At 59.6% G+C, this 17,525-nt stretch carries 13 protein-coding genes; 6 read left to right on the top strand and 7 right to left on the bottom strand.

Annotated features, from left to right (window positions below):
* Positions 1 to 26: 26 nt before the first annotated feature.
* The gene (gene ccmI / locus SIC15_RS12765; protein WP_412536077.1) at positions 27 to 1,295 is read left to right on the top strand and encodes a c-type cytochrome biogenesis protein CcmI; all 1,269 of its coding nucleotides are present in this window, start codon (positions 27 to 29) and stop codon (positions 1,293 to 1,295) included.
* Positions 1,296 to 1,298: 3 nt separating this feature from the next.
* Here the strand turns inward: ccmI and SIC15_RS12760 are convergent, their stop codons facing one another.
* The 6 genes from SIC15_RS12760 to SIC15_RS12735 are packed head-to-tail and all read right to left on the bottom strand — an operon-like array spanning position 1,299 to position 8,263.
* A complete protein-coding gene (locus SIC15_RS12760; protein WP_412536076.1) occupies positions 1,299 to 3,035 on the bottom strand; it encodes a BatD family protein in 1,737 nt (578 codons plus the stop codon).
* Positions 3,029 to 4,840, bottom strand: coding sequence for a VWA domain-containing protein (locus SIC15_RS12755; RefSeq protein ID WP_412536075.1), 1,812 nt, complete (start codon positions 4,838 to 4,840; stop codon positions 3,029 to 3,031). The genes SIC15_RS12760 and SIC15_RS12755 overlap by 7 nt, the downstream gene beginning before the upstream one ends.
* The gene (locus tag SIC15_RS12750; RefSeq protein WP_412536074.1) at positions 4,830 to 5,861 is read right to left on the bottom strand and encodes a vWA domain-containing protein; all 1,032 of its coding nucleotides are present in this window, start codon (positions 5,859 to 5,861) and stop codon (positions 4,830 to 4,832) included. The genes SIC15_RS12755 and SIC15_RS12750 overlap by 11 nt, the downstream gene beginning before the upstream one ends.
* Positions 5,855 to 6,325 carry a DUF4381 domain-containing protein gene (locus SIC15_RS12745; RefSeq protein ID WP_136629803.1) on the bottom strand — a complete coding sequence of 157 codons (471 nt, stop codon included), beginning with the start codon at positions 6,323 to 6,325 and terminating at the stop codon, positions 5,855 to 5,857. Before SIC15_RS12745 ends, SIC15_RS12750 begins: the two co-directional genes overlap by 7 nt.
* Complete coding sequence (locus SIC15_RS12740; protein WP_136629802.1) at positions 6,322 to 7,263, bottom strand: DUF58 domain-containing protein; 942 nt, start codon at positions 7,261 to 7,263, stop codon at positions 6,322 to 6,324. Before SIC15_RS12740 ends, SIC15_RS12745 begins: the two co-directional genes overlap by 4 nt.
* A 37-nt stretch (positions 7,264 to 7,300) precedes the next feature.
* Complete coding sequence (locus tag SIC15_RS12735) at positions 7,301 to 8,263, bottom strand: MoxR family ATPase (RefSeq protein ID WP_349342915.1); 963 nt, start codon at positions 8,261 to 8,263, stop codon at positions 7,301 to 7,303.
* Between the two features lie 163 nt (positions 8,264 to 8,426).
* Here SIC15_RS12735 and SIC15_RS12730 point away from each other — a divergent pair, with 163 nt between their 5' ends.
* The 5 genes from SIC15_RS12730 to SIC15_RS12710 all read left to right on the top strand — a co-directional run bounded on the left by SIC15_RS12730 (position 8,427) and on the right by SIC15_RS12710 (position 16,842).
* Positions 8,427 to 13,313 (top strand): NAD-glutamate dehydrogenase, encoded by a 4,887-nt coding sequence (locus tag SIC15_RS12730; RefSeq protein ID WP_153637157.1) that lies wholly within the window; start codon positions 8,427 to 8,429, stop codon positions 13,311 to 13,313.
* 65 nt (positions 13,314 to 13,378) lie between these two features.
* The gene (can, locus tag SIC15_RS12725) at positions 13,379 to 14,062 is read left to right on the top strand and encodes a carbonate dehydratase (RefSeq protein WP_069183229.1); all 684 of its coding nucleotides are present in this window, start codon (positions 13,379 to 13,381) and stop codon (positions 14,060 to 14,062) included.
* A gap of 120 nt (positions 14,063 to 14,182) precedes the next feature.
* Positions 14,183 to 14,356 carry a hypothetical protein gene (locus SIC15_RS12720; RefSeq protein ID WP_167352692.1) on the top strand — a complete coding sequence of 58 codons (174 nt, stop codon included), beginning with the start codon at positions 14,183 to 14,185 and terminating at the stop codon, positions 14,354 to 14,356.
* Between the two features lie 125 nt (positions 14,357 to 14,481).
* Positions 14,482 to 15,528 carry a methyltransferase gene (locus SIC15_RS12715; protein ID WP_412536072.1) on the top strand — a complete coding sequence of 349 codons (1,047 nt, stop codon included), beginning with the start codon at positions 14,482 to 14,484 and terminating at the stop codon, positions 15,526 to 15,528.
* A gap of 165 nt (positions 15,529 to 15,693) precedes the next feature.
* Positions 15,694 to 16,842: a class I SAM-dependent methyltransferase gene (locus SIC15_RS12710; protein ID WP_412536071.1), complete on the top strand. Its 1,149-nt coding sequence runs from the start codon at positions 15,694 to 15,696 to the stop codon at positions 16,840 to 16,842.
* A gap of 13 nt (positions 16,843 to 16,855) precedes the next feature.
* Here the strand turns inward: SIC15_RS12710 and SIC15_RS12705 are convergent, their stop codons facing one another.
* Entirely contained in the window at positions 16,856 to 17,476 is a 621-nt protein-coding gene (locus SIC15_RS12705) for a riboflavin synthase subunit alpha (protein ID WP_209396905.1), read from the bottom strand.
* Positions 17,477 to 17,525 lie beyond the last annotated feature (49 nt).

The raw sequence follows: 17,525 nt of genomic DNA, 5'->3' as shown, positions 1-17,525 counted from the left end.
AATTCTGAACCTGTGACTGAAACTCCATGACTGACACTTTCTGGATTGCCGCAACGGTACTGATTGTTCTTGCCCTGTTGTTTGTCTTGTACCCCGTCTTTTTCCATCGGCTCGGCACGAGGAAGCAGACGGACCTGAAAAACCAGAATCTGATGGCCTATCGCTCCAGGATGAAGGAGCTCGACAACGAATACGAGGCCGGTATTCTGGACGACGAAAATTACCGGCAACTCAAGGAGGAGCTTGCAGGGAGCATGCTCGATGACGTTCCAGAGCAGGACCAGGTGAGGCCCGTGATCAGTGGTCGCAGGAGTGCCATGGCAGTGGCCCTGGTCTCGATTCTACTGATCCCGGCTGCCACGGTTTATCTGTATGAGCGCTGGGGCGCGATGGATCGGGTTGAACAGTTCATTACCATGCAGGAAATGGGAACCACCGAAGGATCGAGGCAGGCCCAGATGACCGAGCTTTCAGGGCAGCTCCGGGAACGTCTGGAAGCCAGCCCGGATAATCCGGACGGCTGGGCAATGCTGGGACGCACCTACATGCGTCTGGAACGCTTCGACGATGCAGCCTGGGCTTTCCGGCAACTGGCCGACAGTGTTAATGACGATAGTCGGGCGCGAGCCGTTGCTTATGGTCTGTCGGCCCAGGCGTTGTTCTTCGGGAGCCAGGGCGCCATGACGAAAGAGGTTACGGCGGCCATTGAGCAGGCCCGTGAGCTGAATCCGGATGAAGTGAATGCCCTCGGTTTGCTGGGGATCAATGCCTTCAGCCAGCAGAACTATCGGGAAGCCATCGAGTACTGGGAGCGGATCGAAACCGTAGCACCCGACCACCCCCAGATTGGCTCCATTCGGGAAGGTATTCGTGAAGCCTACACCCGTCTCGGCGAGGAGCCACCGGCACAGGTGGCCGCAGCCGAAACCTCCGGTGCTGGGGTTACCGTTCGGGTAACGCTTTCCGAGGATTTCCAGAATCAGGTGCCTGCAGATACCACTCTGTTCCTGTTTGCTCGCCAGCCCAATGTCCAGCAGGGCCCGCCTCTGGCAGTAGCCCGGCTGACGGCAGATCAGTTGCCGGTGGAAATTCGTCTGGACGACCGTTACGCGATGTCACCCCAGGCTACGATTTCCAGTGTTGACGAGGTTGTCGTGACTGCCCGTCTCAGTCGTTCCGGCAGTGTCAGCGCCCAGGCGGGTGACTGGCAGGGCAGCACCGACCTGCCCATCGCGGTTAATGAAGGCCAGGACGCGCCGGTCGCCGTCGTGATCGATCAGCAGCTTATCGACTGAGCCTCAGGACAGCCCTTTCGGGTAGAGCGGAGGCAGATCGGCGTTCTTTTGCACTTGCCGGTGCCTCCGGACCTGTTCAAGGACCCGCACCAGTGGTCGGCCGTCCCAGCTGTCGTTCTCCTGGCCGGGGGCAAAAAGCCGGGCCTGAAGCCTTCTGAGTTCTGCTGCCAGCGTCTCGTCATCGAAATGATCCACAACGTCAGACGCCGAGCGGAAGCCGTGGCCGGGCACGTGCAGATTGGCCCATTCCACGACCAGTTCCGGCGTTACCGCTGCGCCGTCCCTTGCGGCCCTGATCAGACGGTTGAACGCGGCATCTTCGTCCCGGTTGTCAGTTTGTGCTGGCGTGCTTTTCCGGCTTTTTCCCGACCACCACCATGCCACTAGCGTGCCCGCCCAGAGTATTCCCAGCAGCAGGGCGAGCCACTGCCACAGTCGGGTGCGCTCGGATGCCGGGTTAGCCGACGATTCGGTGCTGCTGACATCCGGTTCCGGGCCTGCATTGCCCTGGTCGTTTTGCGGGGATGGAGTCGCGGCAGCGGTAGTTGGGGTTTTCACCGTCAGTGTTCTCTGTGGAATCGTGGCCACCCGCTCCTGATCGGCTTCCGTGTCCCACCAGACAACGCGTATGGCTGGCAGGGTCATCTGGCCGGGCTCCACGGGTACCAGGGCCACAGACTGGGTCAGTGAGGATGTGAGGCCAGCGGGTGTGGCCTCGGTCTGTCGCTCCGGCTCTTCGGGGTAACTTCTTAATCCGTCCGGTACCGCATCGGGCAGCGGTGGTAGTGCCTCCCCGGGAAGCCCCGCTGCCGTCAGCTTGATTTCGCGGGTCATGTTTTCACCGGTGGCCACCTCCAGCGACGGCGGAAGCCCGGACTCCTCAAGCGCGACGCCGGTTGCCGGCAGCCAGGTTTCGCCACTGTATTGTGCAGGTACATCCTTCACCGGCACTTCAAACAGCTCCTCGCTGTCCCGCAGAAAACGAAGGTTGCCGGAAGCGTCCCTGGCCTGGCCCTCGAAACGGATCGCCGGCAGTTTCAGGGTACCCGCACGCTGGGGGAAGATCGCATACCGGCGTTCCACAACACGGTATCGGACTCCGTCGCGGTAGCGGGAGAATTCCTGTTGCCTGCCCAGGGATTCGATAATGACATGGGGATGGGTGGGCTCGGAGAGCTCTCCGCGAATCAGGTTACCCCGAAAGAAAAGCCGGACCGTCAGAATCAACTGCTCCTGGACATACACTTCATCTTTGTCGGCAGACAACTCGATAAAGCTGTCCCGACCGGGAGTGGCCTGATCCGGTGGTGAGCCATCCACCACTTCTATGGTAACCGGCGCTGATACTGCCTCTTTAAAGGTGAGCGCGGGGATGGTCAGCTCGCCGGTGCTCTTCGGTGCAAGCTGGTAGGTCCAGGTAATCTCGCCCACCATCTGACTGTTCACGGTTCGGATACTGTATTGCTGGTTCTGGGCCAGGATTTCAAAATCCGGCTCCACTTTCTCGATATCCGGCTTGGGCAGGCTGGACATGTCAAAGTCAAACAGGTTGCCCAGGTTGATATCGATCTCCATGCTACCCTTAACAGTCAGTGTCAGCACCTCGCCTTCGTAGAGGCGGGTACGGTCGGGTTCGACCGTCAGCTGCTGTGACTGTGCCTGGGCCGGCAGCCAGATTGCCGTCAGAAGCATCGCTAGAAGAAATTGACAGACGGCGGGTGTAATCAGCCGTTTTACCATGGTGTATCGCCCTCATCGGATGGAGTCTGGCGTTGTTGATACTGCTGCAGGAATTTGCGCTGCAGTAAGCCGCCCGGGTTATCAGGTACCCGTCTGAGCCATTGTTCCTGGCTCTGGGTCAGCGGCGTTTCGGAAATAGGGGCGGGAGCCTGTGCCTCGCCTGCGGGAGATTTCCCCTCGCCGGATGCCTGCTCAGAATTGCCTTCCTCACCTGGCTCCTGCTGATTCTGCTCATCGCCCTGATTGTTTGCCGAATCCTCATTACCGGACGGGTTCTGGCTGTTCCGGGGATCCTGCTGCTGATTGTTTCCCGAACCGCTGGAAGATTCGCTTTCACTGTTGCCGTCCTGGTTCTGGCGGCTCTGTTGCTGACTGCCCTGGTTTTCCTCGTTGCTGGAGGATTCCGACGAGTCCTGCTGGCCGCCTTCTTGATCCTGCTGCTGTTGATTCAGCAGCTCTTCGACAATCTTGCGATTGTGTCGGGCATCCTCCATGTCGGGTGCTTGCTCCAGGGCTGCATCGTAGGCGGCCAAAGCCTCCTGTAGTTTGCCGGCACGGGCCAGCGCGTTGCCACGGTTGTAACTGGCACGTGGGCCCTGCGACCGGGCGAATGCCTGGGCGGCGCTCTCGAATTGCCCGGAACGATACAGTGCGGATCCTCGCCATTCCGGGTCTTCCAGCTGCCGGGCGGCTGCCTCAGGACTTTTCTCGATCAGTTCCGGAGCTCTCTGGTCCTCCCGTTGCCAGAGCTCATCCCAGCTTAAGGCAGAGGCGGGCTGTGGCCAGACCGGCAGGAGGATCAGTGCGAGGGCACTGAATGCTCCGCGGCGCCAGCCAAGCAGAATCAGGGGAAGGGCTAGCCAGAGCAGCCAGTAGCCGTCGTCCTGCCAGCGACTGACCGTGAGGCCGTCTTCAGATTCCTGCCAGTCGTCGCTGTCCTTCGGGCTCAGGTTCAGGGAGCGAATATCGGTATCGTCCAGGGTCAGCTCGTGGCTTCGGCCGCCGGTGCTGGCAGCGAGTTGCGACAGTGCTTGCGGGTTGGCCTGACTGATCACGATGTCGTCGTTTTCACGGATAAATCCGCGCCGGGCCAGGGGAATTGGGCCACCTTCCTCGGTGCCGACAACGAGAGTGTTGAGGGCGTAACCGGTTTCAGAAAGGGTGTTCCGGATCGTCCCGGTATAGCGATCGTTGATGTCGTCCGTGATCAGCAGGATCCGGCCCTCGCCCGGAGCCCCCTGCTGCAACAACTCTTTTGCCCGGGCAACCGCCAGGTCGGCCCGGTTGCCTGTGGCCGGCATGATGACCGGGTCCAGCACATTGAGCATGCCCTCAATCGTTCGGCCATCATCGGTGAGCGGGGTGACCACGTGGGCGTCGCCGGAAAAGACAAGCAGACCGGTCAGGCTGCCTTCCCGCAGCGCAAGGATATCCCGGATTTTCCGTTTGGCCCGCGTCAGGCGATCAGGTTCAACGTCTGTGGCCAGCATGGACAGGGAAAGGTCCAGGGCAATCACAAGGCTGTCGCCCGGCTGTTTCAGCGGGGTGGGTGCCTCCTGCCAGGCGGGGCCGGCCAGAGCCAGCGACAGGATGATAAGGGCAGCGGTGGCCGGGGCCAGAGGCGACTTTGCCGTTTTCCCCGAGCTGCCGTTGTGACGAATCAGCGGCGACAGCAAGCGGGCCGGAATAAGCCGGGACCAGCCGCTGTCGCCCAGGCGCATTTGCCGGAACGCCAGGTACAGGATCGGCAGCAGCAGAAGCAGCAAGAGCCAGAACGGCCGCAGAAAGTGAAAGTCAGCCCACATTCGCTTCCTCCTCCTTCCTGTTGCGCCGGGAGTCGGCAGCCAGCGCATGCCCGTGGCGAACGAGGAACAGGGCCAGCCACAGCAGGACCGCCAGGCCGGCGGGCCAGACATAGAGTTCGGTCACTGGCCGATAAAACTTACCTTCCAGCTCTATCGGTTCCAGTTGGTCGATACTCTCGTAAATCAGTTCCAGCTCCGGCAGGCTTCGCGCCCGGAAATACTCACCGCCGGTTTGCTGGGCCATCCGGGTGAGCAGATTTTCATCCAGGTCCCGGGATGGATTGACTCGACGCGAACCCAGCAGGCCGCGCTGCACCATGGATTCGGCCCCAATGCCGATGGTGTAAAGCCGAATACTGGCAGCGGCGGCGATTTCGGTGGCCTTGTCGGGGGTAATTTCGCCAGCCGTGTTGGCGCCATCGGTCAGCAGGACTACAACGCGCTGGTCCTGGGGCCTGTCTCTCAGTCGCTTGGTCGCCAGACCGACCGCGTCGCCAATGGCAGTTGCGCGTCCGGCCATGCCCAGACCCGCCTCTCGCATCAGGGTCCTGACGGTTTCAAGATCGAAGGTCAGTGGGGCCTGAACATAGGGCTCAGTGCCGAACAGGATCAGACCGAGCCGGTCACCCTGGCGGCGGGAAATGAAGTCATCAAGCACCCGCTTGACCGCCTGCAGGCGATTGATGCTCCGGCCCTGAAGGACCATATCCTGCTCGTCCATGCTGGGGGAGATGTCGACAACCAGCATCAGATCCCGGCCGGAAACCGGCATTTGCACCTGCTCGCCTACGTGTTGGGGGCGCGCCAGGGCAATCACCAGAAGCGTCCACATTAGGAACAGCAACAGCTGTTGCCACAGTGGAACGGCATTGCCGCGACGACTGACACCGGGCAGGTCTGACAGCCAGTGACCGACCGGCAGCACCGGCGCATCCACCGACTGCCCCCCAGGCTTCCGCCATTTGACGATAAGCGGTATCAGTAAGAGAACCAGTACCCAGGGCCAGGCAAGAGTCAGCATTTCTGACCTCCCAGCCACAACCGGGCGAACGCCAGTGCCTCGGTGGGTTCCGCCGAAACCGTCGGCCGCCAGGCACTCTGCACCAGTGCCTCGGCAACCGGCCTGGAGGCAACCCGGTCCCTTGGGGCGGTAGACAGAAGGAAGTTCACCCAGGCATCACCAGTCAGCGCTTCCGGATGCTGGTCAGGGTAGCGCTCCCGGGCGGCTTGTTTGAGCAGGGTATTCAGTTGCGCAAACCACGCGGGGTCGGAGCTGGCTGAACCTTCCAGTCTCGCCAGCTGGGCGCGGGCGGATCGCAGCCACCGATTTCGTTTCCGTCGCTTCAGGATAAGCCAGATCAGCGCTGCAAGTGCCGCAATGACCAGGACGGCCAGCATCCACCAGCCAGGAGCGGGTGGCCAGAAACCACCAGTCTCGGGCAGGTGTATGTCCCGGAGCTGGCTGAGCGGATCCTGCGGGTTCATCCGATGCGCCCTCCCGGCCCAAGCAGTAGTTTCAGGGTCGCCGCCGGATCTTCCGCCGTGGACACCTCTGCCATGGTGACCCCGGAGGTTCGGAAACAGTCTTCCAACCGGTGTTCGTGGTTGGTGACTTTCTCATGCCAGGCGCGCTGGAACCGGGGGTTTCCGGCGTCGAACCACACGGGACCGTCCGGGCCGGCAACCGCGAAGCGTCCACTTTTTGGCAGCTCCTTTTCGAGTGGGTCGACGATTCTCAGGGCGCTGACTGAATTGTGGCGGGCCAGGGCCCCGAGCAGCGTGCCTGTTTCTGCAGAAATATCCAGAAAATCACTGATCACGAAAATCCGGCTGCCGGTGTGGGCGACCCGGCGGGCCTCGGTAAGTGCCATGTCCAGCCTGCACTGGGCGGGTTGCTCGTCCTGTGCCGGCGCTTGGTTGTCCCGTCGTTGCTGTTCGTCCAGCGTGTCCAGCAACCGCAGCACCGATTTTTTACGACGGGCAGGGCGAAGAACACTCAGGGTCTCATCATTGAATACGATGCCTCCCACCTGGTCTCCCGACCACAGCGCAAGCCAGGCCAGAATGGCAGCGATCTGGGCACAGCGGACCTGTTTAAAGGCGCCGGTGCTGGCAAAAAAAAGGCTGGGGCCGAGATCGCACAGGAGCAGCACGGGCCTTTCCCGCTCCTCCTCATAGAGCTTTGTGTGTGGCTCCTGGCGGCGGGCGGTGACCCGCCAGTCGATGCTGCGGATGTCATCTCCGGGCTGGTACAGCCGGACTTCCGCAAACGCCATGCCGCGGCCGCGCTGGGGCGAGCGTTGCAAACCAGCCTGGCGTGAGCGCACTGGACGGGCGGAGGGCAGTTTCAATGCCCGGGCGTCCGCCTGCAAGCGGATCAGGTCCGGTAGGCTGATGTGGGTAATGGCTTCGCTGTGGCCCATGCCTGACGGCTCCCGTGTATTACTTCCGTCGATGGCTTCAGGCGCTCACCGGAACACGCTCGATCAGCCGCTCGATGACGGTATCAGCGGTCATGCCTTCGGCCTCTGCCTCAAACGTCAGCAGGATGCGGTGTCGGAGCACGTCGAAGGCCATGGCACGTACATCATCCGGGGTGACGTAGTCGCGGCCGTCAAGCCAGGCCAGTGCCCGGGCACAACGATCCAGGGCAATGGTGCCGCGGGGGCTGGCGCCAAAGGCGGTCCAGCGGGCCAGTTCCGGGTCCAGGGCGGCCGGATCACGGGTGGCCAGCACCAGCGCCAGCAGGTATTGCTCAACAGGCTCTGCCATGTAGATGTTGGCGACGTCCGCCCGGGCTTCGAACACCTGATCTGCCGTCAGGCGCAGATCTGTCTTGGGCAGGCCATGCCGATAATCGTTCCTTGCCAGTTGCAGAATGGCCTTTTCAGCCTCCGCCGACGGGTAATGGATGACCACATGCATCAGGAACCGGTCCAGTTGGGCTTCGGGCAGCGGGTAGGTGCCTTCCTGTTCGATGGGGTTCTGGGTGGCCATGACCAGAAACAGCCGGTCCAACGGAAAGGTGCGCATGCCTACGCTGATCTGTCGCTCGCCCATGGCTTCGAGAAGCGCGGACTGGACCTTGGCGGGTGCCCGGTTGATTTCATCGGCAAGCACGAGGTTATGGAATATGGGACCGCGCTGGAATTCGAACTGCCCTGTTTCCGGGCGGTAAATCTCGCTGCCAGTGACGTCGGAAGGCAGCAGGTCCGGGGTAAACTGGATTCTGTGGAAATCACCGTCCAGGTGGTCGGCAAGGGCTTTGATGGCGGTGGTTTTGGCCAGACCCGGTGCGCCTTCGACCAGCAGATGGCCGTCGGCAAGCAGCGCGATCAGCAGACGATCCACCAGTTTTTCCTGTCCGATTATCCGTTTGGCTAACTGTTCCCGTAACTCACCGAACGTATGCTGTAGCGACATTGGAAATGACTGCTCTCTGTATCTGAAGATTTTCCGGAGAAACCCGTATCGTGCGTAGGTAGTTGCCGAAGTTTTGGCGTCTGGCCGGCAAAAATCAAGGGTTTGACTATGCTTATGTGACGATACGCCGATTACGTTTATTTCACACTAACTGAGGTCGACCATGAATGCGCTGACAGTGGCCAGCAAGGATCAATTCTTTGAACAGTTGGCTGACGCTTTCGCGAAGAAGATTTCAAAAACCGAAGCCAGGAAAATCAGCGAATTTGCCAAGCAGCATTATGCGCATATCCCACTTGAAGAACTGGTCAGTCGACGATTCGGCGACACCTATGGGGCAGTTCTTGCCGCATGGCAGTTTCTGCAGAAGCGGTCTGCCGAAGAAACGCCGGTTGCCGTATTCAATCCTGATCTGGAGAGTGATGGCTGGCAGTCGACGCACACCGTTGTCTTTATTCTGCACCCGAACATCCCGTTTCTGATCGATTCCCTTCGTATCGCCATTAACCAGCGGGAGATTGGTACCCATTCTATCCAGCACTCGATTTTGCAAGTGGAAAGACAGAGCGATGGGAAGCTGAAGAAACTGCACACCACCAAGAAGAAGGCCTCCGGTTCGGACTACGAAGCGTTCATTGTCCTTGAGATCGACAGACACAGTGATCCGGAAGATCTCCGGGACCTGGAGGACACGCTCCAGAATGTCCTCCATGAGGTTCGGATTGCCGTCAGCGACTTCCCGGTCGTTACCGAAAAGGTAAACGAGATCCTGGGCGAGCTGGACAGCACCACGGCGGGCATCAATGACGAACAGAAAGAGGAAGCCCGGGCATTTCTGGAATGGCTGGCCCGGGATCATTTTACCTTCCTTGGTTATGACGAGTACGACTTCGCCAAGGACAAAAGCGGAATGGTTGTTCGCCGGGTCGAGAACTCGGAACTGGGCATTCTCCGCGTCAATAACGAGCGCCCGGACCGGGTTCGCCTGAATGAATTGCCCCAGCGCACCCGCCATGAAATGACCCGAAGCGACGATATTTTTATCTTCGCCAAGTCGGCCCAACGTTCGCGGGTCCACCGGCCTGCGTACCCGGACTACATTGCCGTCAAGAAATTCAACAACAAGGGCGAGGTGGTCGGTGAACGCCGTTTTCTCGGCCTTTACACCGCCCGGGTCTACAACGAGCGGCCCGACGAGATTCCCCTGCTGCGTCGCAAGTTCCAGAGTGTCATGAAGCGGTCCGGATTCCTTCGCGATGATTACGCCGGCAAGGAACTCGAGCAGATCCTCACGGTGTATCCCCGCGACGAGCTGTTCCAGATTGAACCGGAAGAACTTCTCAAGGTGGCGAAAAGCATTCTGTATATTCAGGAGCGCCGCCGGATCGAGCTGTTCATGCGGGAGGATGTGTACGGCCAGTTTGTTACCTGCCTGGCGTTCTTCCCACGGGACATCTACAACACCGAGTTGCGACTCAAGGTAGAGCAGGTGCTGGTAGACCGGCTGGAAGCCGAGGACGTGGAGTTCGTAACGCACTTTTCCGAGTCGGTACTGGCACGGGTCCAGTTCACCATCCGGGTCCCCCAGGTTGAAAACCGCCAACTGCCCACAGCCGAGATTCGCGAGAAGGTTATTGAGCTTGCGCAGTCCTGGCGCGACGGACTTTCCGAAGCCCTGAGCGAGGCTTATGGCGAAGAGCAGGGTAATGAGCTGTACCGGCTTTGGGCGGGTGGATTCCCGGCCAGTTATACCGACATGTTCTCGCCCAGGAGGGCGGCCATCGATCTGGACCACATTGCGGCATCGGCCAACAATCACGATCTGGCCATGAGCTTCTACCGGGCCCTGGAGGAGGACGAAAGCACGCTGCATTTCAAACTCTTCTATCCAGATGAGCCGTTGCCCCTGTCGGATGTGATGCCGATATTCGACAACCTGGGCTTCCGGGTAATTGGTGAGCACCCCTTCGAGGTGACCGACAGGCACAACAAAACCGTCTGGATCCACGATTTCACCCTCCAGGCCCACACCGGCAGTGTTGTCGACATCCATCGCATCCGGCCAATATTTGAGGAGCTGTTCCGTCGGGTCTGGCACGGCGAAGCGGAGAACGACGCCTTCAACAGGATGCTGCTTTCCTCCTACATGAGCTGGCGGGAAATTGCGCTGCTGAGGACCTATGCCCGCTACATGCGTCAGATCCGGTTCTCCAACAGTCAGACGTTTATTTCCAACACGCTGGTCAACCATGTTGAGTTGACCCGTCTGTTGCTGGAGTTTTTCGAGATCCGCTTCAACCCGGAGCGCTACCAGAGTCCCGGCAAGAGCCAGGCGGCCCAGCAGAAACTGGAAATCGAATTCAATGCCGGTCTCGAGAACGTTGAGAATCTCAGTGAGGACCGGGTGCTTCGGCTCTACCTGGAGCTGATGCAGGCCACCCTGCGCACAAACTACTACCAGTTGGACGAGGCAGGTGGCCCCAAACCCTACATCAGTGTGAAGTTCGATCCGTCCCGCATTCCGGACATGCCTCTGCCCATGCCGATGTTCGAGATCTTCGTGTATTCGCCGCGTGTTGAGGGTGTGCACCTGCGGGGTGGCAAGGTCGCCCGGGGCGGCCTGCGCTGGTCAGACCGGTTCGAGGACTACCGCACCGAGATTCTGGGCCTGGTCAAAGCCCAGCAGGTCAAGAATGCCGTCATCGTGCCGGTTGGTGCCAAGGGAGGTTTTGTGGCCAAGCGCCTGCCGGACCCGTCAGACCGGGAAGCGTTCCAGGCTGAGGGCATCGAGGCCTACAAAACGTTCATTCGGGGGTTGCTCGATATTACCGACAACCTGGTGGATTCGGGAATCGTGGCCCCTGAACGGGTTATTCGCCACGACGAAGATGACCATTATCTGGTTGTGGCCGCTGACAAAGGCACCGCCACCTTCTCGGATATTGCCAACGGACTGGCCGCGGAATACGGCTTCTGGATGGGCGATGCCTTCGCCTCCGGTGGCAGCAATGGTTACGATCACAAGAAAATGGGCATTACCGCCCGGGGCGCGTGGGTATCGGTAGAGCGACACTTCCGGGAGATGGGCATCAACCCTGCGCTCGATGAATTTACCGCCATCGGCATTGGTGATATGGGCGGCGACGTGTTCGGCAACGGCATGCTGTGCTCGGAGAAGACCAAGCTGGTTGCGGCCTTCAACCACGTGCATATTTTCATTGATCCCTCGCCGGATCCGGAGAAAAGTTTCAAGGAGCGCAAGCGCCTGTTCGGGCTTCCGCGATCGGCCTGGACCGATTACGACAGCAAGCTGATATCGAAGGGCGGCGGGGTATTCAGCCGGAATTCGAAATCGATCCCCGTCAGTCCGGAAATGAAGAAACTGCTGGGTATCAAATCGGATCGGGTGCCACCAAACATGCTGATCTCGCACATCCTCAAGGCCCAGGTCGACCTGCTCTGGGTGGGTGGTATCGGCACCTATGTGAAAGGCGCCAGTGAGTCTCACGGCGATGTGGGTGACAAGGCCAACGACGGGCTGCGGATCAATGGTTCGGAGCTGCGCTGCAAGGTGGTCGGCGAGGGCGGCAACCTGGGCCTGACACAGCTTGGCCGGATTGAATTTGCCCTGCGGGGCGGGCGTCTGAACACCGACTTCATCGATAATTCCGGGGGTGTGGATTGTTCTGACCATGAGGTCAACATGAAGATCCTGCTCAACCGGGCCGTGGCCATGGGCGATCTCACCAACAAGCAGCGCAACGTCATGCTTGAGGAGATGACCGACGATGTCGCAGAGCTGGTGCTGAAGAACAACTACCGGCAGACCCAGGCGATCAGTATTGCCAGTGAGGATGCCGCGACGCGGCTGGAGGAATATCGCCGGCTGATGAACACCTTTGAGGGTGAGGGCAAACTGAACCGCACCCTGGAATTCCTGCCGGATGATGAAACCCTGTCCGAGCGCAAGCTCGACAAGAAGGGTCTGACCCGGCCGGAACTGTCGGTTCTGATTTCCTACGTGAAAGGCGATCTGAAGCAGACCCTGATCGACAGCACTCTGCCTGACGATCCGCTGCTGGCTGGCGAGATGTACAAGGTGTTCCCGAGGGATCTGACCCAGAAATTCTCGAAGGAGCTGGGAGAGCATCAACTGCGCCGTGAAATCATCGCGACCCAGATTGCCAACGACATGGTCAACCACATGGGGATTACCTTTGTGGAGCGTCTGAATCAGTCTACCGGCGCCGATGCGGCTTCCATTGCCCTGGCCTGGATCATCGCCCGGGATGTGTTCCGCATTGATAACTGGTGGGACAGGATTGAGGCCCTGGATTTTCATGTGCCGGCCCAGCTGCAGATGGAACTGATGCAGGACCTGATGCGTCTGATGCGTCGTTCGGTGCGGTGGCTGCTGCGCAACCGTCGAGCGGAGCTCAGCATCCAGCACCATATGGAGCGTTTTGCCGACAGCGTCTGGGCGATTACTGCGGGGCTGCCTGAATACCTGGGTGATCAGGCCAGGACCAACTGGGAGAAACGGCATCAGGCTCTCGTGGATGCCGGTCTGCCTTCGGAGCTGGCATCCGTGGTCTCGGGCACAGGGCACCTGTATTCGTCCCTGGGCATTATTGAGGCCCACGAAGCCTCTGGCATGCCGCTGAAAACCGTTGCCAACCTCTATTATGAGCTGGGTGATCGTCTGGACCTGAACTGGTTTGCCAACGCCATTGCTGCGCTCAAACCGGCTTCCCACTGGCAGGCACTGGCCAGGGAGAGTTTCCGTGAGGACCTCGACTGGCAGCAGCGCGCGCTGACCACCGGTGTTCTGAAGCTCGCGGAAAAGCCGGAGGACGTCCCTGCCTCTGTTGAGAACTGGCTCTCGCGTCATCAGCAGATGATTGAGCGCTGGAAGTCCATGCTGTCCGAACTCAAGGGCGTGCGAGAGCCGGAATACGCCATGTTCTCGGTGGCATTGCGAGAATTGCTGGATCTGGCCCAGAGCACAATGCATCAGCCGCACGCTGAGGCAGAGGTTGAGACCAACTGAGTATTGCGTTGAAACCCGCATTCCCGTTCAATCGCTGATCGGGAACCATCAAATGGAGTGGGATAATGGGTCAGCTTGACCATCTTCTTGAAAAAAACCGGGCCTGGGCGGATGGCATCAAGGCCCAGGATCCCCAGTTTTTTCACCGCCTGTCGAACCAGCAGGCACCGGAATACCTGTGGATAGGCTGTGCGGACAGTCGCGTGCCGGCCAACCAGATCGTCGACCTTCTGCCGGGGGAACTGTTTGTACACCGAAATGTGGCCAACGTGGTTGTCCATACGGATTTTAACTGTCTGTCGGTGCTGCAATTCGCTATCGAAGTGTTGAAGGTGAAGCACATCCTGGTGGTTGGTCACTACGGTTGTGGCGGTGTAAGAGCGGCCTTGCTCAATGAAGGGTTCGGGCTGATCAGCAACTGGCTTCGTCATGTTCAGGATGTCCGGGACCGTCATCAGCAGGTGCTGGATAATCTGCCTAACGTGCAGGATCGGGTGGATCGGCTTTGCGAGCTCAACGTCGTTGAGCAGGTAGGGCATGTGTGCCAGAACAACATTGTTCAGGAAGCCTGGAGGCGGGGCCAGCCACTAACGGTCCATGGTTTTGTTTATGACGTTGCCGACGGGATTCTCCGGGATATGGGACTATCGGTCGCCAGCGAGGAGGATCGTGAACGGGTCCGGCAGAACAGTATCGACGAATTGGTGCAAAGGCCGGTAAGGTCGGGGCGTCAGAAAGTCGTCCAATAAAGAATGTAAAATTGCGTCAAAAATTCGTGATGAGCGTCACTTCCTGACCCTCGGCGTCATCACGGTTGGTCGCCTCCCGCTTTGCTAAAGTGGATCCTGCAGTAAGCGAGGAGGTAGACCATGAAAGAACTGATGCAAAAAGCCCTGACAGTACTGAGCCAGCGTAAAGACATCTCGGCCGGCGCGGAGCAGCAGGGTCGGGGGCGGAAACCTTCTGATGCCAGCCAGTCCGAAGACTGGGGTATGTCCCCTGAAGATGCCTTGCGGGTTGGCACTGTTGCCCGCTACAAGTGACCGAGTTTGCCGTGGTAGTTACCCTCTGAAAGCCCTCCCAGCCTCTGCCTTGCAGGGGAGACGCGAGGGCTCATTCCGGTTAGAGTATCCCGCTTGTGATCCAACCACGCGGGACCAGCTAATCAATGTCATTGCCCAATTCCCATGAAGCCTTATTGCGAAACCGCCAACTGTTGCAGGGGCGGGTCGCCCTGTTAGGCGTAGCCGCCACCGGGCTGCTGGCCGACCTGCCTGCCGGTGGCATGGCCATGAGCGAGCATGCCGGTGTCTGTGCCTCGCTCGCCGGGCAAGAGGGCTGGCAGATCTGTTTCGGCTACGATGATCCGGCACTGGCAGCCGGCGCTTTCGACACCCTGGTTGTATTTCTGCCCAAGGCCCGGGCCGAACTTGATCTACGTCTTGCCCTGGCGCGCTGGCTGGCGGCGGCGGGCGCGCGGCTGGTGCTTGTTGGTGAAAAAAAAGAAGGGATTGCCGGCGCCGTCAAGCAGCTCAAGGCTGTGGCCCCTGGGGCTACTAAGGTCGATAGCGCAAGACACTGCCAGGTCTGGTGTGTTGATCAGATCGAACCACTGCCTGAATTCTCGCTTGAGCAATGGATGAGCTGGACAGGCATTGACTGCAAAGCGGTGCATCTGGAAGTCGCGGGACTGCCGGGCATTTTCAGCCTCGGCGAGCTGGACGAGGGTACTCGCATGCTGCTGGAGACGCTGGACGAAAATCCATTGCGGTCTGGCCCTGTGCTGGATTTTGCCTGTGGCGCCGGAGTCCTTGGCGCCTGGTTGCACCGCTGGCACGAGCAGCAGAACCAACCTCGGGTCACAGTCGACGGAATCGACGTTCAGTCCCAGGCAGTCATCTGTGCCCGGGCTACCTATGAGCGCAATGGCGTTTCCGGACGCATCCTGGCCTCGGATGGTCTCTCCGCAGTTGAGGGCACCTGGCCCGTTATTCTGAGTAATCCCCCCTTTCATACCGGTGTCAGAACGGACATGTCGATGACCGAGCGCTTTCTCCGGGAAGTTGGGCGACATCTGGCGCCGGGTGGTGAGGTGCGTCTGGTCGCGAACAGCTTTCTGCCCTATGAGCCATTGATGAAGCGCTGCATCGGCCCGGTTGAGCGCCTGAGAGAAGACCGCAGGTTTTCGGTTTATCGCGCTTTTCGGCGTTCCTGAACGAAAAAAGCCCCTGGGGTGAGGGGCAAAAGGTTTGCGTCCAGAACAACGGAGCCAACCGGAAAAGGGATGTTCAGGGTGAACACCTCCAACGTTAGGATTAATTTCTAGAATAAACAGCCTAGAATGGCGCTTTTGTGACAAAAAGCCTCCAGGATGCCTGAAATGACAACTGCAGAACTCGTTTTTTCCGAAGGCAGGCTGATTCTGGGCCGCCCGGGGACCGATGATCCGACGCTGAGAGCGTGGGATGCTGCTGACGAGCTTTTGCTGGAACAGGCTCTTGACGTTGCGGCGGGTATAGAAGAGCCCCGGGTCCTGGTGGTGGACGATCAGTTCGGGGCCCTTGCGTTGGGGCTTTCGCGACTGTCGCCCATCGTTGTTGCCGATAGTGCTGTGCTGCCCGCCGCACTTGCAAGCAACGCTGCATTGAATTCCGCGTTTTCTTCAGCAAAGCAGGTTTATAGCTGGATCGATCCGCCTGCGGGCCCATTCGATCTGGTGGTGTTGCGGATACCGCGCCAGGCTGACTATCTGGCCTGGTTGTTGCGCTGGCTCAATGGCGTGATAACTGATTCCAGTGTCTTGCTGGCAGGCGGGATGATCAAGCATTTGCCGGCCAAAAGTGTCGAGGTATTTGGCGAAGCGGTGCAGACGGAACAGGTGCTTCCCGCACGAAAAAAGGCACGGGTCATTCGGTGTCGGAAAGGTACTGAGAGTCTGGCGGGCTGGCCGGGATGCTGGAAGGGGTATGCACTATCCGGCAGGAACGGTGAGCTGGCAGTCCAGGCATTGCCCGCGGTGTTCGCCAGGGAAAAGCTGGATATCGGTAGCCGCTTGCTCCTTCCCCACGTGGCGAGAGAGGTATCCTCCTTGCAGGCTGGGAGCTCTGTGATGGATCTGGCCTGTGGCAACGGCGTGCTGGGCTTGACGGCGCTCGCGGAGAGAGGGGATGTGCAGTTGGGTTTCAGTGACGTTTCAAGCCACGCTGTGCTCAGTGCCCGACATAATGTCGAAAAGGCTTTCCCGGAGGCCAGCGCGTTCTTTTCGCACTGCGATGGCATTGATGTCGGTGCGGGCGCTTTCGAGCTGATCCTTCTGAATCCACCGTTCCACGAGGGCGGCGTGGTCGGTGATCATATTGCCCTGCGGTTGTTTGAGCAGGCCTCGAAGCACCTGAAGCCAGGAGGGCGCTTGCTCATGGTTGGTAATCGCCACCTGGGTTATCACCGAAGCCTGCGGCGGTATTTTTCGCAGGTAGAACAGCTGGATGCCAGCCCCAAATTCGTGGTGTTCCGGGCCGGCAACCGCTGAAACACCACATGAGTCAGAGCGTCGGGGCCGGGCGGTCGTATCCCAGTCGGGCCAGGGTGTCCACGATGGTCTGGGTCTGGCTGTCTATTTCGATGTTAACCCGTTGACCCTCTTCACAGGTGCCGAAGGTTGTGGCCCTCAGTGTTTCCGGAATCAGATGGATGTTGAACCGGTTGCCCCGCACTTCACCGATGGTCAGGCTGGCGCCGTTGATGGCGATGTAGCCTTTGGGAAAGATGTAGCGTGTCCACTCGTCGGGAACTTCAAACCACAGGGTGACGTTGTTTTCCGGTCTCAGGATTTCGACAATCCGGGCGGTTGTATGAATATGTCCGGACAGCAGGTGACCGCCAATCTCATCGCCGATACGGGCGGCCCGTTCGAAATTCACCTGGTCTCCGGTTTTCAGATCCCCCAGGGTAGTCAGTCTCAGGGTTTCCTGCATGGCATCGAAGTAAAGCACGCTGTCTTCCTGGCGTGTCACGGTCAGGCAGGTGCCGTTGATTGCCACCGATGCGCCAATCGACACGCCGCTAGCCTTGTCTGCGGGCAGCCGGATAGCAAACGTGCTCAGTCCGGGCTCGGCCTTGACGTCGTCGATGGTTGCAATGCCCTGGACAATGCCTGTGAACATAATCCTGACCTCGTAAAGTGTGGTGTTCGGATGCCTTTCTGGCAGGTGC

It is taken from the genome of Marinobacter sp. MIT932201 (assembly GCF_047123295.1).
GTDB lineage: Bacteria > Pseudomonadota > Gammaproteobacteria > Pseudomonadales > Oleiphilaceae > Marinobacter > Marinobacter salsuginis.
This window is presented reverse-complemented; position numbering and strand designations above follow the sequence as displayed.